Source organism: Dyella thiooxydans (assembly GCF_001641285.1).
Classification (GTDB): domain Bacteria; phylum Pseudomonadota; class Gammaproteobacteria; order Xanthomonadales; family Rhodanobacteraceae; genus Dyella_A; species Dyella_A thiooxydans.
The window spans coordinates 2,916,792-2,941,216 of sequence record NZ_CP014841.1 but is presented as its reverse complement, the minus strand read 5'-3'; the positions used below and the strand labels follow the sequence as shown (position 1 = coordinate 2,941,216).

The window sequence follows — 24,425 nt, the reverse complement described above, 5'->3', positions numbered from 1 at the left end:
TGGCTCGTCGGGGGATTCGGCCCCGCATTCTAGCTGCCGCGCGGCTGGCTGCCGGCTTAGCGGACGCGGGGCGGTCCCCAGTAGCCGATACGCCGGCGCAGCTTGAACTTGCGCCACAGGTTCATCGGCTTCGGCTTGCGGTTGCGGCCGCCCCCGGCGATGAAGGCGTCGATGGCATCCAGCACCCGCTCGCTGGAGCGCCCGTCACGGTAGGGATGGATGGCATCGGCATAGTCGCGGATCGCCTGCATCAGCTCCGGCGGCCGGGCCAGCGCGCGTTCGATCGCCGGCTCGAAATCCTCCGCCCGGTCGATGTCGATCAGCTGCGGACCGGGACGGCGGTTCCTGAAGGTGACCACGGGCTTGCCGGTGAGCAGGAATTCGTTGAGGGCGGAGGAGGTATCCGAGCACATCATGTCCACCTGGCCGAACAGGTCGAGGATGTTGTCGTCTTCGGCAAAGCGCAGGTGCTCGTTCTCCAGTGCCTTGTACTTGACGCGGGTTTCCGGGTTCATCTTCGGATGGAAGGTGACGATCCAGCGCCAGCGGCCGTCGCGCGACAGCCGCTTGACCTCTTCATACAGCGTCTCGGCGGCGCTCCAGGAGGGCGAGAAGGTCGAGTGGTAGAGGATCACCGGCGGCGTGCGCACCGGCGGCAGCGGGCCGGCGATCTCGCGCATGAACGGGTCGAGCTTGGGCCAGCCCGTCTCGGTCACGGCGAAGTGGCCGAGCTGGTCGGCCAGCGCCTGGAACTGCGCGGTGTCGCGCGGGCCGGTGGTGCAGTACAGGTCGAAGAAGCCGCGGATGTAGATGTGGCGCGGCTTGCCGGCATCGAAACCGTGGAACACCTCGACCTTCACGCCCGGGAAAAAGTGCGGCAGGTGGTTGCCTGGGGTGAGCACGGCGATCGGCTTCCAGCGACGCACCTCTTCCACGTTCAGCAGGCGCTCGCCATCGACCAGATCCTCCGCGCCGGGGCCGTCGAAGAACCACGCCGTCTCGTCGCCGCGGGCGCGGATCGCCGCCTGCAGCGGGCGCAGGATCGCCAGCGCGTAACGTTCGGAGCCGTAGAGGAGGTAGTGCTTGGGCATGGCGGGTCCGGCCGATGAATCAGGACGCGTAGCTTAAGGCGTGGCATCCTGCTTGCCGATCCGGGGGGCTCAGCGGTCGATACCGTGGCGCCTGAGCACCGCCTCGGCCTCGGCCACCGAAGCCGGGTTCTGGCGCATCTCGTAGTAGCGCATGCGCTTGTACAGCGCATAGCTGGCCGCGGTCTGCGCGATCAGGAAACCGCGCCAGCCGTCGAGCATGGCCAGCCGGAACACGTAGTCCTTGAGGAAGGCCAGCAGGTAGACAAACGGCGCCTGCCACATCCGCACCGGCTTGCCCTTCTCCAGCCAGTCGCGGCACTTCAGCTCGGCGTAGCGCAGCACCTTGAGCTGCTTGTGCGGCAGGGTCGGGTTGTTGGCGTGGTCGAACGGCGCGGTGAAGGTCGGCGCGCGACCCTCGAAGCGCAGCGACTCGTGCACCCGGGCGTCGGTCCAGCGGGCGCGGTCGCGGTGATAGATCCGGGCCAGCTTCTCGCCCACGCTCGGCCGGTACCAGCGCATCGGCCGGCCCATGTAGATGGTGCGCCGGCGCAGCCAGGCGGCCGGAGCGTCGCTGGCCATCAGGGCGGGGAGCTCGCGCTCCAGCTCCGCCACCAGTTCCGGCGAGAGCGACTCGTCGGCATCCAGCGCGAGGATCCAGTCGTGTGTGCACTGGGTGGTAGCGAAATTGCGCTGCGGTCCGAAACCCAGCCACTCCTGCTGCACCACGCGGGCGCCGTGGGCTCTTGCGATCGCGACCGTATCATCGTCGCTGCCGGAATCCACCACCAGCTTTTCCGCGGCGAACGGGATCGAGTCCAGGCAGCGGGCGATGGTATGCGCCTCGTTGTGGGTGATGACGACCAGGGTCAGGGGGAGGGTGCGCATGGCGGGATTCTACAGGGCGCCGGCCGGTTGCCCTCACTGAACCAGATATGTCCACCGGGTGCCTGTGGTCAACTCCGTGACTTTGGACACATGACAGAATTCCGTGATCGACAGGGGTGCTTCGGCCAGGACAGGCCTCCAAATCAAGGCGTTTCAATGAATCGAATTCTCGTCACTGGCGGCGCCGGTTTCCTCGGCTCGCATCTTTGCGACCGTCTGCTCGCCGCCGGGCACGACGTGCTCTGCGTCGACAACTTTTTTACCGGGACCAAGAAGAACGTCGCCCACCTGCTGGGGCGGCCGGATTTCGAGCTGATGCGCCATGACGTCACCTTTCCGCTCTACGTGGAGGTCGACCGCATCTTCAATCTCGCCTGTCCGGCCTCCCCGGTGCACTACCAGCACGATCCGGTACAGACCACCAAGACCTCGGTGCATGGCGCGATCAACATGCTGGGCCTGGCCAAGCGGCTGAGGGCGCGCATCCTGCAGGCTTCGACCAGCGAGGTGTACGGCGACCCGGAGATGCATCCGCAGCGCGAGGAGTACTGGGGACGGGTCAATCCGATCGGTTTCCGCAGCTGTTACGACGAGGGCAAGCGCTGCGCCGAGACGCTGTTCTTCGACTATCACCGCCAGCACGACCTGGACATCAAGGTGGTGCGCATCTTCAACACTTACGGCCCCCGCATGCATCCCAATGACGGGCGCGTGGTGAGCAATTTCATCGTGCAGGCGCTCAGGGGCGAGGACATCACCCTCTACGGTGACGGCAGGCAGACGCGCAGCTTCTGCTATGTCGATGACCTGGTCGAGGCGATGCTGCGGATGATGGACTCCCGGCGCGGGTTCACCGGGCCGGTGAACATCGGCAATCCGGTCGAGTTCACCATGATCGAGCTGGCCGAGCTGGTGCTGCGCCTGGTCGGCGGTGCGTCCCGTATCGTCCATCGCCCGCTGCCGGCGGACGATCCGCGGCAGCGCCAGCCGGACATCGCGCTGGCGCGCGAAGAGCTGGGGTGGCAGCCAAGGGTGGCGCTGGAGGATGGCCTGAAGGAGACGATCGCGTACTTCCGCCAGCTGTTTGCCGAGGGGCATGCCGCATGACTGCACCGGTGCGCTTCTCGGTCATCGTCACGAACTACAACTACGGCGCCTTCGTCTGCGAAGCAGTCGACAGCGTGCTGGCGCAGACACGCGCGCCGCACCAGTTGATCGTGGTGGACGATGGCTCCACCGACGGCTCCCCGGCCATGCTGGTCGAGCGCTATGGCGGGGATCCACGCGTGATCCTGCTGATGGGTGAAAACGGGGGGCAACTGGTGGCGTTCCAGCGCGGCCTCGCCCAGGCGAGCGGCGACGTGGTCTGCTTCCTCGACGCCGACGACTGTTGGCGCCCGGAGCACCTGGCGCGGCTGGGTGAGCTGTTCGATACGCGCAGGGACATCGACTTCGTGTTCACCGATATCGAGCTGTTCGACCAGCAGGTGGCCCGGATGCGCTACGCCGACCGCGCGGTGGACCTCGGCTTCACCGCGGTCAGCACCTACATGCTGACGCACTGGTACGGCGCGCCGACCTCGGCGATCGCGCTCCGGATCGACTGGGCTCGGCGGACCCTGGAGCTCCCGGCCAGCCTCTCTTCGTCCTGGCGCCTTTCCGCCGACAATTGCCTGGTGTTCGGCACCAGTATCCTGGGCGGACGCAAGTACTACCTGCCGACCGGTACCGTGCGCTATCGCATCCATGGCGCCAACGGCTGGTGGAGCCATCGCACCCCGGCGAACGAGTACCTCAACCGCTTCCGCTCGCGCGGCCTGATCGAGCACTATGCGCGCTCGGTCGGGTTGGACGCGCGCTGCGTCGAGTTCGCCAAACAGGAGTTCAAGACCAAGCCCGAACCGACCTCGCGCGAGGCCCGCCGCTATGCAGGACTGGTCCGGCTCCGACGGGGCAGCTGGCTGCGTCGCACCGAGCAATCGCTATCGATCCTCTGGTCAGCCTGGCGTCGTCGCGGCAAACTCCCCGTGGAGTTCAAAGGGTTGGGCTGATGCGCATCAGCGTCGCGGTGATCACCTACAACTGGCCGCAGGCGCTCGGCCTGGTGCTGCGCGCGCTGGCGCGGCAGACCGAGCTGCCCCACGAGGTCATCGTGACCGACGACGGCTCGCACGATGACACGCGGCAGTTGCTCGAACGGGTAGCCCGCGACTATCCGGTGCGGCTCGTGCACCTGTGGCAGCCCGACGATGGCGCACGGATGAGTCGTGCGCGCAATCGTGCCATTGCCGCAGCCCAGGGCGACTACTTGGTGCTGCTGGACGGCGACATGGTCGCGGAGCGACATTTCATTGCCGACCATCGTGCGTTTGCCCGCCCCGGGTGTTTCGTGCAGGGTTCGCGCGTATTGACCGACGAGGCGTTGACCCGCCGCATGATCTGCGGGGAGCTCGACCAGCCCGGATTCTTCGAGCGCGGCATCGAGCGGCGCCGCCACACCCTCCGCTTGCCGCTGGTCGCCCGCTTGTATGCCCGCCCGGGGCACAAGCAGCGCGGCATCAAGAGTTGCAACATGGGGTTCTGGCGCGACGACCTGCTGCGCGTCAACGGCTTCAATGAGGCCATGACCGGCTGGGGCCGGGAGGACACCGAACTGGCGATCCGCGCGTTCCATGCGGGCTTGTCGCGACGGGACGTGCGTTTCAGCGCACTCGCCACCCACCTCTATCACCCTACCCGCAAGTGCATCGTCGACAACCCGAACGACCGGGTGGTGGAGGACACGCGCGCAAGGAACCTGGTCCGTTGCGAGATGGGCGTGGCCGCCCACCTGCGGGAGTTCATTGCTCCGCCGGCTGATCTTCGTTCAGTGGGAGCGTCTGCCGGGGCGCCCATCCACGCCTGAGCGGATCGATCGGTCGCTTCGCGGGGGCGTGAGCCCGGCGTGATGCTTCCTGTTCGGCAAGCTTGGCAGGTGGCGGTTCCAGCAATGCGCGGGCTGCCGCCGCCCCCCATGCCAGCCATTTCATCGCGTGCCTGCGTTGCAGCACTACGGCGTACCCCAGGCACAGCGGCGCAGCGGCCAGCAGCGTCTTGGCCAGATAGCGGTAGCCCGCACCGCGGCCGCGGTACCTGCAGATCGCCAGGTGGCGGGAGCGCGCGTAGTGGAAGGCCTTGAACAGGCTGAGGGAGGCGCTCGGCGAGGACGATGCCCCGCCTGTATGAAGGGCCCTGGCCGCAGGCTCGATGAGGCATTCATATCCAGCCCGCCTCAGGCGCAGGCACAGGTCATCGTCCTCGTAATAGAGGAAGAATCGCTCGTCGAAGCCTCCGATCTGGTGGAACGCGCCGGTGCGTACCAGCAGGCAGCAACCGTTGAGCCACTGAGCGGAGCAGGTTCCATCCGGCGGCAGGTAAGCCTGCCGGGGCAGTTTTTCGTAAAAGGCAGGCCGGAAACTCTTCTGGGGGCGCCCGCTGGCGCGCCAGCTCTGTGGGGCGATCGCCCCCGCCGAGGGGTAGCGGTCCATACAGGCCATCAGCACTTCCATCGAGTCGGCCGGAAGGCTGCAATCGGGATTGAGCAGCAGGGCGAAGGGCGTGCGAACCTGCGCCATGGCCTCGTTGTTTGCCTTGCCGAAGCCGCCGTTGGTCTCCCGCTGCAATACGCGGGCATGCGGAAGCAACTGGCGCAGCGCCGCTGCCGTGCCGTCGGTGCTGCCGTTGTCGATGACGATGACCTGCGGAAAGGGCCGCAGACGTTCCGCCAGCGATTCAGCCAGCTCCCGGCTCTGGTACGTGACGCAGACCACCGTCACGCTGTCGTAGGTTCTTTCGTGCATCAGGCAAGCCGTCCGGGGCCTTGGTGGATTCTCCCTGCGCTACCAGCGGAATGCAGGACAGGAGAAGGATAAATACGTGTCGGTGGGTAAAGTCAGCCCAGAGACAATTCGCCATCCCCGCCACGAGATACACCAGGAGCGCGCTCGCATAGATATCACGTTGCGGCGGATCCAGGCGGGATATGTAGCGTGCGAGCGCGACGAGTAACAGCAGATAAACCAGCAGGCCGGCGCATCCCTGCTCGGCCACGATCAACAGCATCTCCTGGTGCGGGTGCCCCATCATGAACGCTTGCCGGTTGGGCATGTCGCGGGTCGCTTGCCGATACAGCGGCTCCCATTGGTGCAGGCCGTGCCCGAAAATGGGGGCAGAGGCGATCATTGGCAACGTACGGCGCCAGAGTTCGAGCCGGATCCCCGACGAAGTCGCCGTATGTTGCTGTTCATATGCGACGATTTCGTGATCGACGGACAGCACCAGGCGATCGCGCACGAGAGGTATGAACCAGAGCGCGGTAGCGGTGGCCGCGCCGAGGGTGAGCATGGCCGCCCGGGCCTTCAGCGGCGACCAGCGCCGAAGCAGCAGCCGCCAAGCCCAGTACGCGGCCACGGGCAAAAGGGTCAGATAGCTGGTGCGGCTTTCCAGCGCGAAGCAGACGTTGGCCACGGCCAGCACGGATACCAGTGCCAGGCCCCAGCGCGTGGTCCTCGACTGCGCGCGCGTCGCCGCAGCCAGTGCCATCGACGCGAAGATCAGGGTTGCCAGGCCCTGCTGGGTGTATTCCTTGAACACGGTGTTGCGCATGAACGGCTGGGTGGCGACCAGCGCGCGTTGGGGAATCCAGCCGAAGGCCATGCCCCAGGAAATCAGCACGGTCAGCGCCATGGCCGCCGCAAAGGCGACCAGCGCACGTCCCCGCCAGCGATCGTCGTCGAGCACCGAACCCAGGGCCAGGGGATACCAGCAGGCCCAGACGAAGGACCCGCCGAGCGGCAGCTTCGACGTCAGGTACCAGGTATGCAGGGCACTGAGGAAAAGCACCCCCCACCACACGAGGGCGCCGCGCACGACCGGATGACGCCAGGAGGCAAGCCACCGCCGGCCAGTGTCCGCACCGAGCAACGACAACAGGATGCACAGACCAAGCGCCACGTTGGTGCCGGGTTTGTTGACCGGTGCCATGAACAGGCTCGCCACGGCGCACCAGCGCGCAGCGATCAGGACCCCGTGACGCGCGTTGCCGAAGCGGGACAGCGGCTCAGTCCTCGCTGTTGTCGTCATCGTTTCCCGCTCCCCCGGGCGTGCAGCCACTCACCACAGCGTCGGCGCGGAACATCCACCATTCGCGACGGTTGGCGTGACCGACATAGGTGGCCTTGGTCTTTTGCACGCAGTCCCCCATTGCGGCGTCCAGGCTGAACAGCCAGCGATGGGCCGGGTCGGCCTTCAGCCAGTCCACGGCGTCGGAAAACTGTTGCGGCCATGGTTTGAGAAAGCCGAACTCGGTCACCGGGCCCTGGGCCATCAGCAGGTTCTGCTCTTTCCAGGCGACGAGCCCGATCGTGGCGTCGGGGCCAGCGATCGCGCGCGCCTTCTCCATCACCCCCAGCGCGGAACGGTCGGCATTGAGCAGCGGGTATCCCCACAGTCCGTAGACACTCCAGAGCAGGGCGGCGAACGCGGCCCACCCGAGCGGCGCGCGCCGCACGCGCGTAAGCGCGGCAATCAGCAGTCCGCCCGCACCCATCGCCAGGAACAGCCACCAGATCTTCGGGTCGAGGCTGTGCTCGATCTTCACCGACCACGCCGGATGCCGGATCAGCGCCAGTGCACCGGCAAGCGTCAGCGCGCCGGCCAAGCCCGCGGTTAGTGCGAACAGTGCACGGCAGACGCCGGAACGGCGCAGCAGCGCGGGAAGCATCGGCGCCATCGCCAGCGCGGCGATCGGCAGGGCCGGCAGGATGTAGACGTCGCGCTTGCCCGGGCTCAGCGAGAAGAACACCAGGATCAGCACGATCCAGCCCAGCGGCAGCAGGAAGCGCGCGTCGCGGCGCTTCAGGCGCCGCCACCAGGCCGGGATCGCCCACGGCAGCAGCAGCGAGAGCGGCAACCAGTCGGCGGCGATGATTCCCAGGAAAAAGCCGATCGAATGGATATGTCCGGGCGGTGTCGCATAACGGTGCACGGTCTGCCCGAACAGGATGTTCTGCACGTATTCGGCGTGCTGCGGATCGCCGTCCGCGTGCGCGACCAGCACCATCGGCACCACCCAACCCAGCACCGGCAGCAGGAAGGCGAGCGCCCCCAGGGCCCAGCGCCCGGCGCCCCCCTCGAACCGGGCAACGTGCCGCCAACTGCGGCTGCGTGCGAAGGCGAACGGCACCAGCATCAGCAGCGCGAGCACACCGACGCCCTTTGTCACGACACCGACGCCGGCAAAGAAGCAGCCGACCCAGAACCATCGCCACGCCGGGCCGAGCAGCAGGTGACGGAGCAGGCCGTAATTGGCCAGGGTCATCCAGCCGAGCAGCAGCGGGTCGATCTGCGCGTTGCGCATCTGATAGGTGAAATGGATCGTTACCAGCAGTGTCAGCGCGGCGAGCAGGCCACTGCGGTGGTTCCACAGCCGGCGCGCCAGGTCGTAGACCAGGGCCAGCGCCCCCATCGCCGAGAGCAGCGATGGCAGCAGGAAAGCGATGCGCCAGCTGCGGGTAAGGAAGTAGGCCAGCGCCTGCAGCCACATGAACACCGGCGGCTTGTCCGGGTACAGCTCGTGGCCGCGATGCGGGAACAGCCACTGACCATGCTCGACCATCCAGTGGGCGACCAGGGCGAAACGGGGCTCGTCGGACGGCCAGGGATCGCGCAGGCCGATGCCGATGCCGAGCACGAACAGGGCGAACAGGCCGGACCAGAGCAGTTCGCGACGGGCGTTGCCCAGCCACAGCGGGTGGGCGCGATTGAGTGGCACGGGCGGCTTCACAGCGGGGACGCTTCCATCGAACGGCAGGCAACCGGGCAAGCATAGCCGCCCGCCCGGGGATCGTGGCTGGCCATCAGGGTCGGGGGCGTTTGCGCAGGACGGCGTAGTACATGCCGTCAAGATCGCCGTCGCCGGGCAGGATCTGCCAGCCCACGGCGGCGCGCTGGCCCACGGGCAGCTCGAACGGCACCGCCTCGGCATCGGCCTGTGCGGCGAGCAGCTCGGCGACTACCGTCTCGTTTTCCGCGCGAAGCAGCGAACAGGTGGCGTAGACCAGCCGTCCGCCCGGTGTCAGCAGTGGCCACAGCGCGTGCAGGATGCGTCGCTGCTGCACGCCGAGTTCGGCGATGTCGCTCTCGCGCCGATGCAGGCGCACGTCCGGCCGCCGGCGCAGCACGCCCGAGGCGGAACACGGCGCGTCGATGAGGATGCGGTCGAACGGCCGGCCGTCCCACCATGCGGCGGGATCGCCGGCGTCGCCCACGATCAGCTTCGCCGACAGCTGCAGCCGCTCCAGGTTCTGCCGGATGCGGGTGGCGCGGTGCTCGTCCCTCTCCAGTGCCGTGAGCTCCACGTCCGCACGCTCGAGCAGGTGGCAGGCCTTGCCGCCCGGCGCGGCGCAGGCGTCGAGCACGCGCTGGCCGTCGCGGGCATCGACGAGGTCGGTGGCGACCTGGGCGGCGCCGTCCTGCACCGCGAACGCGCCTTCGGCAAAGCCCGGCAGGCGGGTCACGTCGGTGCTGTGCGGCAGCACGACGCCGTCGGCCAGCCAGGGGTGGGTCTCGGCCGCCTGCCCGACGCCGCGCAGCGCGGCGATCAATGCGTCGCGCTCGCCGTAGCGGCGGTTCGCGCGCAGCATCAGCGGCGGCTCGCGGTTGTCGGCGACCATCACCGCCTCGGCCTGCGCCGGCCAGTCGGTCGCCAGCGCGGCGGCGAGCCAGTCCGGATGGGCGTGACGGGTCGCCGGCTGCGCGTCCAGCCGGGCCAGGCGCGCGTCGCGCTCGCGCTGCCAGCGGCGAAGCACCGCGTTGACCAGTCCGGCCAGCGCCGGGCGTTTCAGAGCACGGGTTGCCTCGACCGTGGCGGCGACGGCGGCGTAGTCCTCCAGCTCCAGTACCTCCAGTTGCACCAGGCCCAGCACCAGCAGGGCGTGGATCGCCGGCTCCTTGCGCTTGAGCGGTTTGGCCAGCAACTCGCCCAGCGCCGCGTCGTAGCGAAGCCACCAGCGCGCACCTTCACTGAGCAGGGCCATCAGCAGCGCGCGGTCGCGCGGGTCGGGCAGGCGCGGTGCGCTGCGTTCCATCACCTCGCGCAGCGAGGCGCCGCGCAGGGCGATCTCGGCGAGGCCGCCGGCGGCCAGCGCGCGGGTGTCCGGCTTCATCGCGGCGTGCGCAGCTCGGCGCGGGCGTTGAGGTAGTCCGACGCGCTGATGCGCTTGCCGCCGGCGCGCTGGATCGCGGTAACCCGCAGGGCGCCACCGCCGCAGGCGATGTCGATGCCGTCGCGGCCGGCGGCGAGCACGGTGCCCGCCGCGGCGCTGGGCGCGGTGTCAATCGCGCGGGCGCCCCACACCCGCACCCGCTCGCCGGCGATCTCGCCCTCGGCGACCGGCCAGGGATCGAAGGCACGGACCTGCCGCTCCAGCTCGATCGCGGGCCGGGTGAAGTCCAGCAGTGCCTCGGCCTTGTCCAGCTTGTGCGCGTAGGTGACGCCGGCTTCCGGTTGCGGCGTGGCAGTCAGGGTTTCGCCGGCCATGACCCGGCGCAGTCCTTCGGCCAGTATGCCGGCGCCCAGGGCGGCAAGCCGGTCGTGCAGGCTGCCGCCGGTGTCGTCGCCACTGATCGGCGTGCGCCGCTCCAGCAGCACCGGGCCGGTATCCAGCCCGGCTTCCATCTGCATCAGGTCGACGCCGCTCTCGGCATCACCGGCGAGGATCGCGCGCTGGATCGGTGCCGCCCCGCGCCAGCGCGGCAGCAGGCTGGCGTGGACGTTCCAGCAGCCCAGGCGGGGGATCGCCAGCACCTTGCGCGGCAGGATCAGGCCGTAGGCGACCACCACCATCAGGTCCGGGGCGTAGGCGGCCAGCCGCTCGCGCGCGGAGGTGTCCCTCAACGACTCGGGCTGTTCGACGGGTATGCCGGCCTCCAGCGCGGCCTGTTTCACCGGGCTGGGAGTGAGCTTGCGCCCGCGACCAGCCGGTCGGTCCGGCTGGGTGTACGCGGCCACCACCTCGGCGCCGCTGGTGCGGCAGGCGGCGAGACAGGGAACGGAGAATTCGGGGGTGCCGGCGAAGACGATGCGCAGCGGGGCCGGTGCACTCAAGCGCTGGCCGCCTGCTTGCGCTGCTTCTCCATCCGCTTGAGCAGCATCGAGCGCTTCAGCGGCGAGAGGTAGTCGACGAAGACCTTGCCGGCCAGATGGTCCATCTCGTGCTGGATGCATACGGCCAGCGGACCCTCGATGTCCATCACCACTTCCTTGCCATCCGCGTCGTGCGCCTTGACCTTGACCTTCAGCGCACGGGTGACGTCGGCGAAGATGCCGGGGAACGACAGGCAGCCTTCCTGGTAGACCTGGGTGCCGGTCTTCTCCAGGATTTCCGGGTTGATCAGCGCCAGCGGCTGGTTGCGTTCCTCGCTCATGTCGGCGACCAGCACCTGCTGGCTCACCGCGACCTGGGTCGCGGCCAGGCCGACGCCGTTGGCGGCATACATGGTTTCGAACATGTCGGCGACGAACTGCTTCAGCTCGGCGTCGAAACGGGTTACCGGCTCGGCGCGCACGCGCAGGCGGGGATCGGGGAATTCAATGATGTTGAGAACGGACATAAGCTCACCTCGACGCCGGAAATGCGGGCAAAGTGGCGAAAACCCATGCCGGCCGCGATCTAGAATACGGTTTATTGTACGTCGGCAAGCCCGCGTAAGGCAGACAGTTTTGCCAACTGGCTCCAGTTGCGTGGCTTAACCGTTCGGTTACACTCGCGACTGCACCGGGGGAGGGGGATTCCCGCATATGATCAAGAAGTCCATCGGACTGCTGGCAGGCATGCTGGTGACGGTTGCCGTTTATGCCGCCGGAGCCCAGCTCCGGGCCAGTCATCCTGACACCTACACCGTGCACCGGGGCGACACCCTTTGGGGCATTTCCGCCAAGTTCCTGTCCAAGCCCTGGCTGTGGCCGGAGATCTGGCAGGCCAACCCGCAGGTGCACAACCCGCACCTGATCTATCCGGGTGATGTCCTCAACCTGTCCTTCATCAACGGCCCCTCGCTGAAGCTGGAGCCGGGCGTGCATGCGGGCGAGGAGCCGGTTCCGGCCATTCCGCTGTCCGACCTGAGCATGTTCCTCAAGGACATGCGGGTGGTGAATTCGGACGAGCTGAATTCCACCCCCTACGTGGTGGGCCTGGAAGAAGCGCGGCTGGCCGGTGCGCCGGGGCAGAACGTCTACGTGCGCAACCTGAATTCCCAGCCTGGGCAGCGCTGGGCCATCGTTCGACCGACGCATGTCTTCCGCGGCTACGGCAAGGGCGATGACCGTGATCTGGTCGCGCATCCGCTCGACGCGAATGTGGCCACGGTGCGTGGTCCCTGGTCCGAGGACTTCCGCAATGACGGCCACTATGGCCGCGGTGACGATCTGGGTATCGAAGTCACCGTGATCGGTACGGCCGAGACGCTGCGTACGGGCGACGTCTCCACCCTGCTGCTGCTCGACTCCACGCGGGAGGTCCGCAAGGGCGACCGCGTGATGCCGATCGACGATCAGCCTTACGACGCCTACTACTACCCGCATGCGCCCAAGAGCGTGCCGCAGAACGCCCGGGTGATCGACATCGCCGACGCGCTGGAAGCGGACGGCAAGCTGCAGGTGGTCGCGCTGTCGATCGGCAAGCAGGACGGTGTCGAGAACGGCCAGACCTACGCCGTTTGGCAACCCGGCGAGACCATCGCCGACGACGTCGCCGGCGACAGCTGGGATCGCGGCACCTCGCCGAAGGTGACCCTGCCGGAGGAGTTCGCCGGCCATGTCATGGTGTTCCGCACCTTCGACAAGGTCAGCTACGCGCTGATCATGGACAGCCTCAAGCCAGTCAAGAACCGCGACACGCTGCGCATGCCCGAGTAAGTCATCGACTGAACGGTCGGTGCAGGACCACACGACGGCGCGGCTTTGCCGCGCCGTCTGCTTTTGGTCTGCCGCTTAGACTTGCCGGATGGACGAGGATCAATTGCGCGCCTGGCTGTTGGCACTCAGGTGCCCGGGGCTGGGGCCCGGTGGATTGCGCACACGTCTGGCCGATGCCGGCGGAGATATCGCGAACGCGCTCGATCGGATCGTCCGGGGCTCCGTTCCGGCCGAGGCCGGGGCGCGGGACTGGCTGCGCCGTCCGGACCAGGCGCGACTGGATGAGGATCTGCTCTGGCTGGCGCATCCCGGTCGCCGGCTGCTCTGCTGTACCGATGCGGATTTCCCGCCGCCACTGGAGACCATCCCGCAGCCACCCGCGGCGCTGTTCGTGGCGGGCGACGCTTCCCTGCTGCTGTTGCCGCAGATCGCCATCGTCGGAGCGCGCCAGGCCAGCCCTGGTGGTCTGGCCAACGCGCGCGCCTTCGCTCGCGCGCTGGGGCAGGCCGGGTTGCTGGTGACCAGCGGCATGGCCGATGGCATCGACGGGGCTGCCCATGCCGCCGCGCTGGATGCCGGCCTGCCGACCGTGGCGGTGGTCGGCACCGGGGCCGACCGGGTCTATCCGCGCAAACACCATGCCCTCGCCCGCCGCATCGTCGAGCAGGGCGCGCTGGTCAGCGAATTTCCGCCCGGCACGCCGGCCCGGGCCGATCATTTTCCCCGCCGCAATCGCCTGATCGCAGGGTTGGCTCTGGGTACCCTGGTGGTCGAGGCGGGTCTGCGCTCGGGTTCGTTGATCACCGCGCGTCTGGCAGCCGAACAGGGGCGCGAGGTGTTCGCCCTGCCCGGATCGATCCACCACCCGCTGGCGCGTGGCAGCCACCAGCTGATCCGCGACGGTGCCCGCCTGGTGGAGGAGCCGGGCGAGGTGATCGAGGCACTGGGGCCGGCCGCACGGGCGCTTGGTGCCGATCTGGCTGCCCGGCTGGGCGGGGAGTCACCCGATGCGCCGATCGGCGAGACCCCGACCGAGGCGGTGGACGATACCCTGATGGCAGCCCTGGGTCACGACCCGGTCGCGCTGGACCAGCTGGTGGCGCGTCTGGGCACACCGGCCTCCGAGCTGTCGGCGCGTCTGCTGCTGCTGGAGCTGGAGGGGCGGATCGGCGCCCTGCCCGGCAATCGCTACCAGCGTCTGGCCCCCTGAATCCGGCGTCCTGCCTCACTTTCCGACAGTTCGGCTTGACAGTCGTCGCAGCCGCATGGCTCAACTAGATATATGTGTCCGTCGCACGGCGACGGTAATTCCCCTTTGGATATCCCTGCCACATGGCAAAAAACCTGCTTATCGTCGAGTCCCCTGCAAAGGCCAAGACGATCAACAAATACCTCGGCAAGGACTTCCAGGTCCTCGCCTCCTACGGCCATGTGCGCGATCTGAAGCCGAAGGAGGGGGCGGTCGATACCGAACACGACTTCGCGATGAAGTACGAGGTGATCGAGCGCAACGAAAAGCACGTCGACGCGATCGCCAAGGCGGCCAAGGCGGCCGATGACATCTACCTCGCGACCGACTTGGATCGCGAGGGCGAGGCGATCAGCTGGCACATCAGCGAGATCCTGAAGGAGCGTGGCCTGGTCGAGGGCAAGCGCATGCACCGGGTGGTGTTCTCCGAGATCACGCCGAAGGCGATCAAGGCCGCGGTGGCCGAGCCGCGGCAGCTGTCGCACGATATGGTCGACGCCCAGCAGGCGCGCCGCGCGCTGGACTACCTGGTCGGTTTCAACCTGTCGCCGGTGCTTTGGCGCAAGGTGCAGCGCGGCTTGTCCGCCGGCCGCGTGCAGAGCCCGGCACTGCGCATGATCGTCGAGCGGGAGGAGGAGATCGAAGCCTTCGTCGCCCGTGAGTACTGGACGGTCGAGGCCCAGCTGAAGCATCCCGACGCCGACTTCAGCGCCCGCCTGACCCAGCTCAACGGCAAGAAGTTCGAGCAGTTCGACCTCACCAACGAAGCCGACGCGATGGCCGCCCGCGCCGCGCTGAAGGAGGCCGCCCATGGCCGCCTGACGGTGAGCGAGGTCGGTTCGAAGGAGCGCAAGCGTCGCCCCGCTCCCCCGTTCACCACCTCCACGCTGCAGCAGGAGGCCGCGCGCAAGCTGGGCTTCTCCACCAGCCGCACGATGAAGGTGGCGCAGGGCCTGTACGAGGGCGTGTCGCTCGGCAGCGAGGGCAACGTCGGCCTGATCAGCTACATGCGTACCGACTCGGTCGCGCTGGCCGAGGACGCGGTGGTCGAGCTGCGCCAGCTGATCGCCCGCGATTTCGGGGCCAAGGCGCTGCCGGACCATCCCCAGGCGTACAAGTCCAAGGCCAAGAACGCGCAGGAGGCCCACGAGGCGATCCGCCCGACCTCGGCGATGCGCACGCCGCGCGAGGTGGCCTCGTTCCTCAACGACGAGCAGCGCAAGCTGTACGAGCTGATCTGGAAGCGTACCGTCGCCTGCCAGATGATCCACGCCACCCTCAACACGGTCTCGGTGGACTTCGCCCTGCCGGATGCTTCCGGCGGTCCGGCGGCGTTCCGCGCCACCGGTACCACGGTGATCGATCCGGGCTTCCTGGCCGTGTACGAGGAAGGTCGCGACCAGAAGAATGCCGAGGACGACGACGAAGGCCGCCGCCTGCCGCGGCTGGCCAAGGGCGAGCAGGTGGCCCTGGCCGACATCCTCGCCGACCAGCATTTCACCGAGCCGCCGCCGCGCTATTCGGAAGCGAGCCTGGTGAAGGCGCTGGAGGAATACGGCATCGGCCGCCCCTCGACTTATGCCAGCATCATCCAGGTGCTGCTCAACCGCGAGTACGTGCTGCTGGACAGCCGTCGCTTCAAGCCGACCGACGTCGGTCGCGCGGTGGGCAAGTTCCTGGTGCAGCATTTCACCCGCTACGTCGACTACGACTTCACCGCCAAGCTCGAGGACGAGCTCGATGCGGTGAGTCGCGGCGAGGAAGCCTGGGTGCCGCTGATGGAGCGGTTCTGGCAGCCGTTCAAGCAGCAGGTGGACGAAAAGACCGAGTCGGTCGACCGCAGCGAGGCGACCGGCGCGCGCGAGCTGGGTACCGACCCGAAGTCCGGCAAGCCGGTCTCGGTGCGGCTGGGTCGCTATGGGCCGTACGCGCAGATCGGCGACAAGGACACCGACGAGAAGCTGCAGTTCGCCAGCCTGCGTCCCGGCCAGAGCATGCACACCATCACCCTGGAGCAGGCGCTGGAGCTGTTCAAGCTGCCGCGCAAGCTGGGTCAGGCGGAGAACGGCGACGAGGTCAGCGTGGGCATCGGCCGCTTCGGGCCGTTCGTGAAGCAGGGCTCGACCTACGCCTCACTCAAGCCCGAGGACGACCCGTACACCATCGAGCTGCCGCGTGCGCTGCAGATCGTCGCCGAGAAGCTGGAGATGCTCGCCAACCGGGTCATCCAGGATTTCGGCAACGGCGTGCAGGTGCTCAACGGCCGCTACGGCGCCTACATCACCGATGGCGAGAAGAACGCCCGCATCCCCAAGGACACCGAGCCGAAGGACCTGACCGAGGCACAGTGCCTGGAGCTGCTGGCGGCTGCGCCGGTGAAGAAGGGTCGCTTCGCCAAGAAGACGGCGGCGAAGAAGACCGCCGAGAAGAAGGCGCCGGCCGCGAAGAAGGCCACGACCAAGAAAGCTCCCGCGAAGAAAGCCGCCGCCAAGAAGACCGCGGCGAAAAAGACCGCCACCAGGAAAGCGGCCGCGAAGAAGACCGCCGCCAAGTCGAGCGGGGACTGAGCGGCTTGCTGCACCGTTACGGAGCGAGCGAGATCGAGGGCGCCGCCGCGCTGCTGAAGGCCGGTGGCGTGCTGGCGTACCCCACCGAGGCGGTGTTCGGCCTCGGCTGCGATCCGCAGAACCTGGCGGCGTGCGAGCGCGTGTTTGCGCTCAAGCAGCGGCCGCCCGGGCAGGGCGTGTTGTTGATTGGCGCGGACCTCGCCCAGCTCGAGCCCTACCTTGCGCTCGACCAAGTGCCGGATGAGCGCCTGCAGGTCGCCCGGGCAAGTTGGCCGGGGCCGCATACCTGGGTGTTTCCGCGTTCAGCCGCCGTGCCGCCGTGGATATGCGGCGACCACGAAGGCATCGCCGTACGGGTCACGGCATACGAGCCTGCCGCGGCGCTGTGCCGGGCGTTCGGCGGGGCGCTGGTTTCCACCAGCGCCAACCCGCACGATCAGCCGCCCGCGCGGACGGCGCAGGAGGTCGTAGCCTATTTCGGGGACGGCCCGGACGGCCTGCTGCTGGCGCCCGTGGGCGGCGACGCAGCGCCCAGCAGCATCCGCGACGTGCTCAGCGGCGCTATCATCCGGGCCTAGGTTGCTCGCCGGGGCGCCCGCGGACCCGCTGTGCGGAGACCGGGGCGAGCGGGCAGCCAACGCGACGCATGGCATTCACGTCCGCTTCGGGCGTGGCCGGCATGCTGCGCCTTTTCGGGCCATAGGGGCCTTCATCGCTGGAGCTACCGGTTTTGTCCACCGTTTTCGATCTCAATCCGGAGGCATCGCCGCTGCGGCTTCCCCTGCTGGGCGGGAGCGGACCATGGCGTACGGTGGCCTGGCGGGACGGCGCGCCGGTGAACGCACGCCAGTTCCTGGCTGACGTCCGTCACGTCGCCAGCCAGCTGCCCGACGCGGCGGCCGCCGTGAACCTGTGCGAGGAGCGCTACGCTTTCCTGGTTGCGTTCTGCGCCGTCGTCCTGCGTGGTCAGGCCAACCTGCTGCCCTCCTCGCGCGCACCGCGGGCCATCGACGAGGTGATGGCCGATCATCCCGGTTGCTACGCACTGGGCGAACTGCCGCTCGAGCCGACACCGCCGAATTACCACCGCCTGCCCTTGCTCCCGGCACCGGTCGGCGCTGGGGAGGATGAGTGGCCGATGATCGACGCCGAGCAGGTGGTGGCGATCGGCTACACGTCCGGGTCCACCGGCCGCCCGGCCGCGCACGTGAAGACCTGGCGCAGCTTCCACGCCAGCAATGCAGGCAACCTGCGCATGCTGCGCGACCGCGTCGGCGAGCGGTTCAACGTAGTGGCGACCGTGCCGCCGCAACACATGTACGGCATGGAGACGACCGTACTGCTGCCCTTGCACGGCGATGTGGCGGTGTGCGGCAGCCGTCCCTTCTTTCCCGCTGACGTGGCCGTCGCGCTCGCCGCCGTGCCGGCGCCGCGGGTGCTGGTGATCACCCCCGTGCACCTGCGCGCACTGGTCGAGTCCGGCGTGGCGCTGCCGCCGCTGGCGGCGATGTTGTCGGCGACCGCGCCGATGCCGCCGGAGCTGGCTGCGCGGGCCGAGCAGCTCTACGGGGCGCCATTGCTGGAGGTATTCGGCTCGACCGAGACCTGTGTCTTCGCCACGCGTCAGCCCACTGCATCGGAGCTGTGGCGACTCTACGACGGCGTTTCCCTGCACCCGCAGCCCGATGGCACCCAGATCCAGGCGCCGCAGCTGGCCGCACCGGTGGTGTTGGCCGACCTGGTCACCCTGCACGAGGAGGGGCGGGCATTCCGGCTGTGCGGACGACATGCCGACCTGCTGGAGATCGCCGGCAAACGGGCTTCGCTGGGCGACCTCACCCGGCGCCTGCTGGCCATCCCCGGCGTGCGCGACGGCGTGGTGCTGCAGCTGGACGAGCCCGACGCCGGCGGCGTGCGCCGGATCGCCGCGCTTGCGGTCGCACCGGGACTGACCGAGGCGCGGATCCTCGATGCCCTGCGTGGGGCGATCGATCCGCTGTTCCTGCCGCGACCGCTGCGCCTGGTCGACGCCCTGCCCCGCAACGAGACCGGCAAGCTGCCGCGCGCAGCGCTGCTGGCTCTGCTCGCCGGCCGCGGCTGACCCCGCCGATCGGGCGGCAGCCAGACGCTACAATGTGCGTTCGCGCTGGCGGCGCCCCCAAGCATCTCGGAGTTCGGCATGAAGGTCCTGGTCATCGGCAACGGCGGTCGCGAGCACGCGCTGGCGTGGAAGCTCAAGCAGTCGCCGCGCGTCGACGAGGTGATCGTGGCGCCGGGCAACGCCGGTACCGCCCGCGAGCGCGGCGTGCGCAATGCCGATGTGGCGGTGACCGACATCGCCGGCCTGCTGGCGCTGGCCAAGGCGGAGAAGGTCGGGTTGACCGTGGTCGGTCCCGAGGTGCCGCTGGTCGCCGGCGTGGTCGACAAGTTCCGCGCCGCCGGCCTGCGCATCTTCGGGCCGCGTGCGATCGCCGCGCAGCTGGAGGGTTCCAAGGCCTTCGCCAAGGACTTCCTGCTCCGCCACAACATCCCGACCGCGCGCTACGCAGTGTTCACCGAGCTCAACCGCGCCCTGGCCTACGTGCGCGAGCACGGCGCGCCGATCGTGATCAAGGCCGATGGCCTGGCCGCCGGCAAGGGCGTGGTGGTCGCGCTGACCCTAGCCGACGCCGAACTGGCGCTGCACGACATGCTCGGCGCGCACGCCTTCGGCGATGCCTCGGCGCGGGTGGTGATCGAGGAATTCCTGGATGGCGAGGAAGCCAGCTACATCGTGATGAGCGATGGCAGCCACGCGCTGCCGATGGCCTCCAGCCAGGACCACAAGCGCCGCGACGACAACGACCTCGGCCCCAACACCGGCGGCATGGGCGCCTACTCGCCGGCACCGGTGGTCACCCCCGAAGTGGAGAAGCGCATCCTCGAGCAGGTGATCCAGCCGACCCTGCGCGGCATGGCCGCCGAGGGCGCGCCGTTCATCGGCTTCCTCTACGCCGGCCTGATGATCGACAAGGCGGGCAACCCCAAGGTGATCGAGTTCAACGTGCGATTCGGCGACCCCGAGACCCAGCCGATCATGATGCGGCTGAAGTCGGATCTGGTCGACCTGATCGACGCCGCGCTGGACGGCGAGCTGCACCACACCCGGGCGCAGTGGGACCCGCGGCCGTCGATCGGCGTGGTGATGGCGGCCGGCGGCTACCCGGGAAAGGTGCGCAGCGGCGATGCCATCGAGGGGCTGGATGCACCGCCGGTGGCCGACACCAAGGTGTTCCACGCCGGCACCCGGCTCGATGCCGACGGCCGCGTGGTCACCGCCGGTGGCCGTGTGCTGACCGTGTGCGCGCTGGGCAAGGACATCGCCGACGCCCGTGAGCGCGCCTATGCCGCCGTGGCCGGCATCCGCTGGGACGGCGCGTTCTGCCGCCGTGACATCGCCCATCGCGCCCTGCACCGGCACTGAGCGGCCGCCGGGAGTCCCGGCGCCTTTCACGCTAGGCTAGGCGCCGGCATTTCCCGGATGGAACCTGCATGAGCCAATTCGCCCTGCTCGGCCGCCGGCGCTTCGCGCCGTTCTTCTGGACCCAGGCGCTGGGTGCGTTCAACGACAACGCGTTCCGCAATGCGCTGCTGATGCTGGTGGCGTTCCAGATGGGGCTGGACGAGCACAAGGCCGCGATCTACACCAACTTCGCGCCGGCCCTGTTCATCCTGCCTTTCTTCCTGTTCTCCGCCTCGGCCGGCCAGCTGGCGGAGAAGTTCGAGAAGACCCGCATCATCCGCTGGGTCAAGCTGTTCGAGGTGGCGGCGATGACGGTGGCGGCGATCGGCTTCGTCACCCACCATGTCGCGCTGCTGCTGGTCGTGCTGTTCATGATGGGCATGCACTCGACCGTGTTCGGGCCGATCAAGTACGCGATCCTGCCGCAGGCGCTCAAGCCCGCCGAACTGGTCGGTGGCAACGGTCTGGTCGAGATGGGTACGCAGCTGGCGATGCTGATCGGCATGATCGCCGGCAACACGCTGATGCGTGTCGCCGGCATCGGGCCGTGGCTGGCCTCCGGTGCGACGATCGCGATCGCCCTGGTCGGTTACCTGGCGAGCCGCGCGATTCCGCCGGCACCGGCCACGGCGCCGGACCTGAAGTTCCAGTGGAATCCCTACGTGGAGACCGCGCGCGTACTGCGCATCACCCATGCCGATCGCGCCGTGTGGAACGCGGTGCTCGGCATCTCCTGGTTCTGGTTCTTCGGCACCGTGCTGATCGCGCAGCTGCCGATCTACACGCGCGAGACGCTGGGTGGCGACGAGACGGTCTACACCCTCGTGCTCACGCTCTTTTCGGTCGGCAGCGGTATCGGTGCGCTGCTGTGTGAGCGGATGTCCGGCAAGCGGGTGGAGATCGGCCTGGTACCGCTGGGCGCGTTTGGACTGACCGTGTTCGGCGTCGACCTGTACCTGGCGCGGCATGGCATCGCCACCGTGCAGGGGCAGAACTGGCTGGCCTTCCTGCGCAGTGCCGGCAGCGTGCGGCTGATACTCGACCTGACTCTGATCGGTGTGTTCGCCGGCCTCTACGTGGTGCCGCTGTTCGCCTTCGTGCAGGCGCGTGCGCCGCGCGAGAAGCTGTCGCGGATCATCTCCGGCAACAACATCATGAACGCGCTGCTGATCGTCTCGGCGGCGGGCTTCGGGCTGGGCCTCGGGGCATTGGGGCTCGACGCGGCGCAGATCTTCCTGGCCGCCGCGCTGCTCAACATCGCCGTGGCCGCCTACATCTTCACCCTGGTGCCCGAGTTCATCATGCGCTTCGTCACCTGGGTGCTGGTTAACACGCTGTACCGGGTGCGGGTGGACGGCATGCAGCACGTGCCGGAAGAAGGGCCGGCGCTGCTGGTGTGCAACCACGTCAGCTTCATGGACCCGCTGCTGCTGATGGCGAACGTGCGCCGGCCGGTGCGTTTCGTCATGTACTACCGGATCTTCCATGTGCCGCTGCTGCACTGGCTGTTCCGCACCGCCAAGGCGATCCCGATCGCCGGCCAGAAGGAGGATCCGGCGGTGCTGGAAGCGGCCTACGACGCGATCGATGCCGCCCTGGCGGATGGCGAAGTGGTATGCATCTTCCCCGAGGGCGGATTGACCCGCGACGGTGCGATCGCACCGTTCCGTCCCGGAGTGGAGAAGATCCTGGCGCGTCGCCCGGTGCCGGTGGTGCCGATGGCGCTGCGCGGCCTGTGGGGCAGTGTCTGGAGCCGGCGCGATTCGATGATGGGGCGTTCCCGCCTGCCACGCCGGTTCCGGGCGCGGGTCGAGCTGGTGGTCGATGTGTCCCGGGCCCCGGAGCATGTCGATGCCGCGGTGCTGGAGGAGCGTGTGCGGGAGCTGCGCGGGGAGATGGCCTGAGCGCGACGTCCGCTCAGGTGAGCCAGCCGCCCATCACCACCAGCGCAACCACACTCATCCAGGCGACCAGCGCCCGCAGGAACGCGCTGCGCATGCGCACCAGCTCGAGCAGCGGATCGCTGCGCTCTTCGGCGTAACCGTCGCCCGCCTCGATCTCCACGGCGATGTCGGCGCAGGCCGCGTCGGCCAGGAAGCGCGGCTCCTCGCGATACCAGTGGCCGGCTCCGGCCTGGGTCCGCCAGCGCTGCCAGGCGGCCATCACGGCGTCCCAGTGACCGACCACCGCCAGGGTGAACACCAGCAGCTGCGCCGGGATCCAGTCCAGCGCGTTGCCCAGGCGACGAGCGGACTCACGGCTGGTCTCGTCCAGCGGCATGGACTCGTCGCGGCCCAGGCGGCGGGCGAGGTAGTACAGCAGCGCGCCGGCCGGACCGAGCAGGAAGAACCACAGCAGCACGCCGAAGCGGCGCCGGAGTGCTGCGAAGGCGATGGCCTCGCCCAGGGCGTGTGCGGTCCAGGCAACGTGTTCTCCGTCTTCCGACAGCGCCTGGGCGGCGATCTCCCGGCCCGGCCGGTCCGGCGCTCCGAGGATCGCTTCCAGGTCACTCTCGAATGCGCGCGGCCCGAAACACAACAGCAGTACCGCCACCTCGAACGCCAACCGCGCCAGGTCGCCGAGCCAGGCATGCCGCAGCGCCACCGTCACGGCCAGCACGACGACCACCGGGACGCCGACCAGTACGGCGACCCGGCCGGGGCCGGTCAGATCGCGCAGCGCGAGGCTCCAGCGGCGCAGCACTCCGTCGGTATGCCAGCGCGCAAGGCTCGGCAGCAGATGCAGAAGGCCGAGGGCAAGCAGGGCGGCGAGCAGGCGGATGGCCATGCGATAACTCCAACAAGCGCAGGAGCCGCATTGTAAGCGAGCCGATCAGCGCCGGCGGGCGATCAGCGCGTCCAGGTCGAGACCGCCCCGTTCGCTCAGCCAGTGCGCGAGCAGGCGGTAGGACACCGAGAGCTTCGGCGGCGTGGCGAAGCTGCCGTCGGCCAGTCCCGCCGTGATCTGGGCGGGGGTGAACCAGCGGGCCTCCTCCAGCTCCCCGTCACGCAGCTGGATCGCGCGGCCTTGCGCGGTAGCGGTGAAGCCGACCATCAGCGACGCCGGCAGTGGCCACGGCTGCGAAGAGTGGTACTGGACCTGGTCGACGCGCACGCCGGCTTCCTCGGCGACTTCGCGCCGCACCGCGTCTTCCAGCGATTCGCCGGGCTCCACGAAGCCGGCCAGCGTCGAGTAGCGTCCTGGTGGCCAGTTCGCCTGGCGGCCCAGCAGACAGGCCCCGTCGTGTTCGACGATCACGATGACCGCGGCATCGGTGCGCGGGAAATGCAGCTTGCCGCAGCCCATGCACTGCGCGCGGTGACCGGAGGCCACCAGCTGCAGCGCGCCGCCGCAGGCGTGGCAATGACGCATTTCCCGCTGCCAGTGGGCCAGGCCCTTGGCGTACGCGAACAGGCCGGCCTCGTGGGCCGGAAGCCGCAGCCCCGCTTCGCGCAGCGGCAGCCTACGTGCGCCGAGTGCGCCGGCAACCGCGTCGCCTTGGTCACCCGCGTTGAGCAGGAAGAAGGCGTTCTGTTCGGTGACACCCAACAGGGTTACCGGGAGCTCCGGCAGCAGCGACTCGCGCTCGGCGGCATCCAGCCAGCGCAAGGCGTCTCCATCGGGGATCGCGAGGGCTTGTTGCTCGGCGTCCAGCACCAGGAACCGGGCCTGCTCGCTGTTCGCCCGCGCGGTCACCCATTCGACTTCGTCGCGGCGCTCCGCCGCGCGGTCAAGCACCAGGCTGAGTCCGCTGAAGGTGTTCATGCTTGCCAGGACGTGAAGATGCCCGGCCTCAGACCGAGAACGACGATCCGCATCCGCAGGTGGTCTTGGCATTGGGGTTGCGGATCACGAACTGCGAGCCGGAGAAACTCTCGGAGTAGTCGATCTCGGCGCCGGTGAGGTACTGCAGCGACAGCGGATCGACCAGCAGTATGACGCCCTCGCGTTCCAGTGCGAGATCGTCTTCGGCCTGCGCTTCGTCGAAGGTGAAGCCGTACTGGAAGCCCGAGCAGCCGCCGCCGCTGATGTAGACACGCAGTTTCAGGTCGGGATTGCCCTCTTCCCGGATCAGCTCCTGCACCTTGTGCGCGGCTGCTTCGGTGAAAACGAGCGGCGCCTGGGCGCTGCGATAGTCGGGGAAGGCGGCGATGGTTTCCATGACAGCTGCATATGA

The 24,425-nt window shown here is 68.5% G+C and carries 21 protein-coding genes; 10 read left to right on the top strand and 11 right to left on the bottom strand.

Going from position 1 to position 24,425, the window contains the following annotated elements:
- Positions 1 to 56: 56 nt before the first annotated feature.
- On the bottom strand, positions 57 to 1,091 hold the full coding sequence (locus ATSB10_RS13385; protein ID WP_063673274.1) for a CDP-glycerol glycerophosphotransferase family protein: 1,035 nt from the start codon (positions 1,089 to 1,091) through the stop codon (positions 57 to 59).
- Between the two features lie 69 nt (positions 1,092 to 1,160).
- Positions 1,161 to 1,976, bottom strand: a complete 816-nt coding sequence (locus tag ATSB10_RS13380; RefSeq protein ID WP_063673273.1) for a glycosyltransferase family 2 protein — start codon at positions 1,974 to 1,976, stop codon at positions 1,161 to 1,163.
- Between the two features lie 156 nt (positions 1,977 to 2,132).
- Between ATSB10_RS13380 and ATSB10_RS13375 the strand changes: the two genes are divergently transcribed.
- Genes ATSB10_RS13375 through ATSB10_RS13365 form a run of 3 tightly spaced genes read left to right on the top strand, consistent with a single transcriptional unit; the run spans position 2,133 to position 4,881 of the window.
- Positions 2,133 to 3,083, top strand: a complete 951-nt coding sequence (locus tag ATSB10_RS13375; RefSeq protein WP_063673272.1) for a UDP-glucuronic acid decarboxylase family protein — start codon at positions 2,133 to 2,135, stop codon at positions 3,081 to 3,083.
- Positions 3,080 to 4,027 (top strand): glycosyltransferase family 2 protein, encoded by a 948-nt coding sequence (locus tag ATSB10_RS13370; RefSeq protein WP_063673271.1) that lies wholly within the window; start codon positions 3,080 to 3,082, stop codon positions 4,025 to 4,027. Before ATSB10_RS13375 ends, ATSB10_RS13370 begins: the two co-directional genes overlap by 4 nt.
- Positions 4,027 to 4,881 carry a glycosyltransferase family 2 protein gene (locus tag ATSB10_RS13365; RefSeq protein ID WP_063673270.1) on the top strand — a complete coding sequence of 285 codons (855 nt, stop codon included), beginning with the start codon at positions 4,027 to 4,029 and terminating at the stop codon, positions 4,879 to 4,881. Before ATSB10_RS13370 ends, ATSB10_RS13365 begins: the two co-directional genes overlap by 1 nt.
- Here ATSB10_RS13365 and ATSB10_RS13360 read toward each other — a convergent pair.
- The 6 genes from ATSB10_RS13360 to def form a co-directional block, all read right to left on the bottom strand.
- Positions 4,817 to 5,815, bottom strand: a complete 999-nt coding sequence (locus ATSB10_RS13360) for a glycosyltransferase family 2 protein (RefSeq protein ID WP_083966217.1) — start codon at positions 5,813 to 5,815, stop codon at positions 4,817 to 4,819. The genes ATSB10_RS13365 and ATSB10_RS13360 overlap by 65 nt on opposite strands.
- Complete coding sequence (locus tag ATSB10_RS13355; RefSeq protein ID WP_063673268.1) at positions 5,748 to 7,097, bottom strand: O-antigen ligase family protein; 1,350 nt, start codon at positions 7,095 to 7,097, stop codon at positions 5,748 to 5,750. The genes ATSB10_RS13360 and ATSB10_RS13355 overlap by 68 nt, the downstream gene beginning before the upstream one ends.
- Positions 7,075 to 8,799 (bottom strand): ArnT family glycosyltransferase, encoded by a 1,725-nt coding sequence (locus tag ATSB10_RS13350; RefSeq protein ID WP_063673267.1) that lies wholly within the window; start codon positions 8,797 to 8,799, stop codon positions 7,075 to 7,077. The genes ATSB10_RS13355 and ATSB10_RS13350 overlap by 23 nt, the downstream gene beginning before the upstream one ends.
- 73 nt (positions 8,800 to 8,872) lie before the next feature.
- Positions 8,873 to 10,180, bottom strand: coding sequence for a 16S rRNA (cytosine(967)-C(5))-methyltransferase RsmB (gene rsmB, locus ATSB10_RS13345; protein WP_063673266.1), 1,308 nt, complete (start codon positions 10,178 to 10,180; stop codon positions 8,873 to 8,875).
- Positions 10,177 to 11,121, bottom strand: a complete 945-nt coding sequence (gene fmt, locus ATSB10_RS13340; RefSeq protein WP_157469238.1) for a methionyl-tRNA formyltransferase — start codon at positions 11,119 to 11,121, stop codon at positions 10,177 to 10,179. The genes rsmB and fmt overlap by 4 nt, the downstream gene beginning before the upstream one ends.
- Complete coding sequence (gene def / locus ATSB10_RS13335; protein ID WP_063673265.1) at positions 11,118 to 11,627, bottom strand: peptide deformylase; 510 nt, start codon at positions 11,625 to 11,627, stop codon at positions 11,118 to 11,120. The genes fmt and def overlap by 4 nt, the downstream gene beginning before the upstream one ends.
- A 187-nt stretch (positions 11,628 to 11,814) precedes the next feature.
- Here def and ATSB10_RS13330 point away from each other — a divergent pair, with 187 nt between their 5' ends.
- The 7 genes from ATSB10_RS13330 (at position 11,815) to ATSB10_RS13300 (ending at position 22,152) form a co-directional block, all read left to right on the top strand.
- On the top strand, positions 11,815 to 12,930 hold the full coding sequence (locus ATSB10_RS13330) for a LysM peptidoglycan-binding domain-containing protein (protein WP_063673264.1): 1,116 nt from the start codon (positions 11,815 to 11,817) through the stop codon (positions 12,928 to 12,930).
- Positions 12,931 to 13,018: 88 nt separating this feature from the next.
- Positions 13,019 to 14,140, top strand: coding sequence for a DNA-processing protein DprA (gene dprA / locus ATSB10_RS13325; protein WP_063673263.1), 1,122 nt, complete (start codon positions 13,019 to 13,021; stop codon positions 14,138 to 14,140).
- A 122-nt stretch (positions 14,141 to 14,262) separates the two neighbouring features.
- Positions 14,263 to 16,746 carry a DNA topoisomerase I gene (locus tag ATSB10_RS13320; protein WP_063673262.1) on the top strand — a complete coding sequence of 828 codons (2,484 nt, stop codon included), beginning with the start codon at positions 14,263 to 14,265 and terminating at the stop codon, positions 16,744 to 16,746.
- Between the two features lie 5 nt (positions 16,747 to 16,751).
- On the top strand, positions 16,752 to 17,324 hold the full coding sequence (tsaC, locus tag ATSB10_RS13315; RefSeq protein ID WP_063673261.1) for an L-threonylcarbamoyladenylate synthase type 1 TsaC: 573 nt from the start codon (positions 16,752 to 16,754) through the stop codon (positions 17,322 to 17,324).
- Between the two features lie 152 nt (positions 17,325 to 17,476).
- A complete protein-coding gene (locus tag ATSB10_RS13310) occupies positions 17,477 to 18,847 on the top strand; it encodes an AMP-binding protein (RefSeq protein ID WP_063673260.1) in 1,371 nt (456 codons plus the stop codon).
- A gap of 78 nt (positions 18,848 to 18,925) precedes the next feature.
- Entirely contained in the window at positions 18,926 to 20,209 is a 1,284-nt protein-coding gene (gene purD, locus ATSB10_RS13305) for a phosphoribosylamine--glycine ligase (RefSeq protein ID WP_063673259.1), read from the top strand.
- 68 nt (positions 20,210 to 20,277) lie between these two features.
- A complete protein-coding gene (locus ATSB10_RS13300; RefSeq protein ID WP_063673258.1) occupies positions 20,278 to 22,152 on the top strand; it encodes an MFS transporter in 1,875 nt (624 codons plus the stop codon).
- 13 nt (positions 22,153 to 22,165) lie between these two features.
- Here the strand turns inward: ATSB10_RS13300 and ATSB10_RS13295 are convergent, their stop codons facing one another.
- From ATSB10_RS13295 to erpA, 3 genes are read right to left on the bottom strand one after another with little or no spacing between them, the layout of a single operon-like run.
- The gene (locus ATSB10_RS13295; RefSeq protein ID WP_063673257.1) at positions 22,166 to 23,035 is read right to left on the bottom strand and encodes a CobD/CbiB family protein; all 870 of its coding nucleotides are present in this window, start codon (positions 23,033 to 23,035) and stop codon (positions 22,166 to 22,168) included.
- A 45-nt stretch (positions 23,036 to 23,080) separates the two neighbouring features.
- Positions 23,081 to 24,013 carry an NAD(+) diphosphatase gene (gene nudC, locus ATSB10_RS13290; protein WP_063673256.1) on the bottom strand — a complete coding sequence of 311 codons (933 nt, stop codon included), beginning with the start codon at positions 24,011 to 24,013 and terminating at the stop codon, positions 23,081 to 23,083.
- Positions 24,014 to 24,041: 28 nt separating this feature from the next.
- Entirely contained in the window at positions 24,042 to 24,410 is a 369-nt protein-coding gene (gene erpA, locus ATSB10_RS13285) for an iron-sulfur cluster insertion protein ErpA (protein WP_063673255.1), read from the bottom strand.
- Positions 24,411 to 24,425 lie beyond the last annotated feature (15 nt).

Coding starts and splice junctions, on each gene's coding strand:
- purD (WP_063673259.1), top strand. CDS start 18,926: ATGAAGGTCCTGGTCATCGGCAACGGCGGTCGCGAGCACGCGCTGGCG.
- ATSB10_RS13385 (WP_063673274.1), bottom strand. CDS start 1,091: ATGCCCAAGCACTACCTCCTCTACGGCTCCGAACGTTACGCGCTGGCG.
- dprA (WP_063673263.1), top strand. CDS start 13,019: ATGGACGAGGATCAATTGCGCGCCTGGCTGTTGGCACTCAGGTGCCCG.
- ATSB10_RS13330 (WP_063673264.1), top strand. CDS start 11,815: ATGATCAAGAAGTCCATCGGACTGCTGGCAGGCATGCTGGTGACGGTT.
- erpA (WP_063673255.1), bottom strand. CDS start 24,410: ATGGAAACCATCGCCGCCTTCCCCGACTATCGCAGCGCCCAGGCGCCG.
- ATSB10_RS13375 (WP_063673272.1), top strand. CDS start 2,133: ATGAATCGAATTCTCGTCACTGGCGGCGCCGGTTTCCTCGGCTCGCAT.
- ATSB10_RS13360 (WP_083966217.1), bottom strand. CDS start 5,815: ATGCACGAAAGAACCTACGACAGCGTGACGGTGGTCTGCGTCACGTAC.
- def (WP_063673265.1), bottom strand. CDS start 11,627: ATGTCCGTTCTCAACATCATTGAATTCCCCGATCCCCGCCTGCGCGTG.
- ATSB10_RS13320 (WP_063673262.1), top strand. CDS start 14,263: ATGGCAAAAAACCTGCTTATCGTCGAGTCCCCTGCAAAGGCCAAGACG.
- ATSB10_RS13370 (WP_063673271.1), top strand. CDS start 3,080: ATGACTGCACCGGTGCGCTTCTCGGTCATCGTCACGAACTACAACTAC.
- ATSB10_RS13300 (WP_063673258.1), top strand. CDS start 20,278: ATGAGCCAATTCGCCCTGCTCGGCCGCCGGCGCTTCGCGCCGTTCTTC.
- ATSB10_RS13295 (WP_063673257.1), bottom strand. CDS start 23,035: ATGGCCATCCGCCTGCTCGCCGCCCTGCTTGCCCTCGGCCTTCTGCAT.
- ATSB10_RS13365 (WP_063673270.1), top strand. CDS start 4,027: ATGCGCATCAGCGTCGCGGTGATCACCTACAACTGGCCGCAGGCGCTC.
- ATSB10_RS13355 (WP_063673268.1), bottom strand. CDS start 7,097: ATGACGACAACAGCGAGGACTGAGCCGCTGTCCCGCTTCGGCAACGCG.
- ATSB10_RS13380 (WP_063673273.1), bottom strand. CDS start 1,976: ATGCGCACCCTCCCCCTGACCCTGGTCGTCATCACCCACAACGAGGCG.
- rsmB (WP_063673266.1), bottom strand. CDS start 10,180: ATGAAGCCGGACACCCGCGCGCTGGCCGCCGGCGGCCTCGCCGAGATC.
- nudC (WP_063673256.1), bottom strand. CDS start 24,013: ATGAACACCTTCAGCGGACTCAGCCTGGTGCTTGACCGCGCGGCGGAG.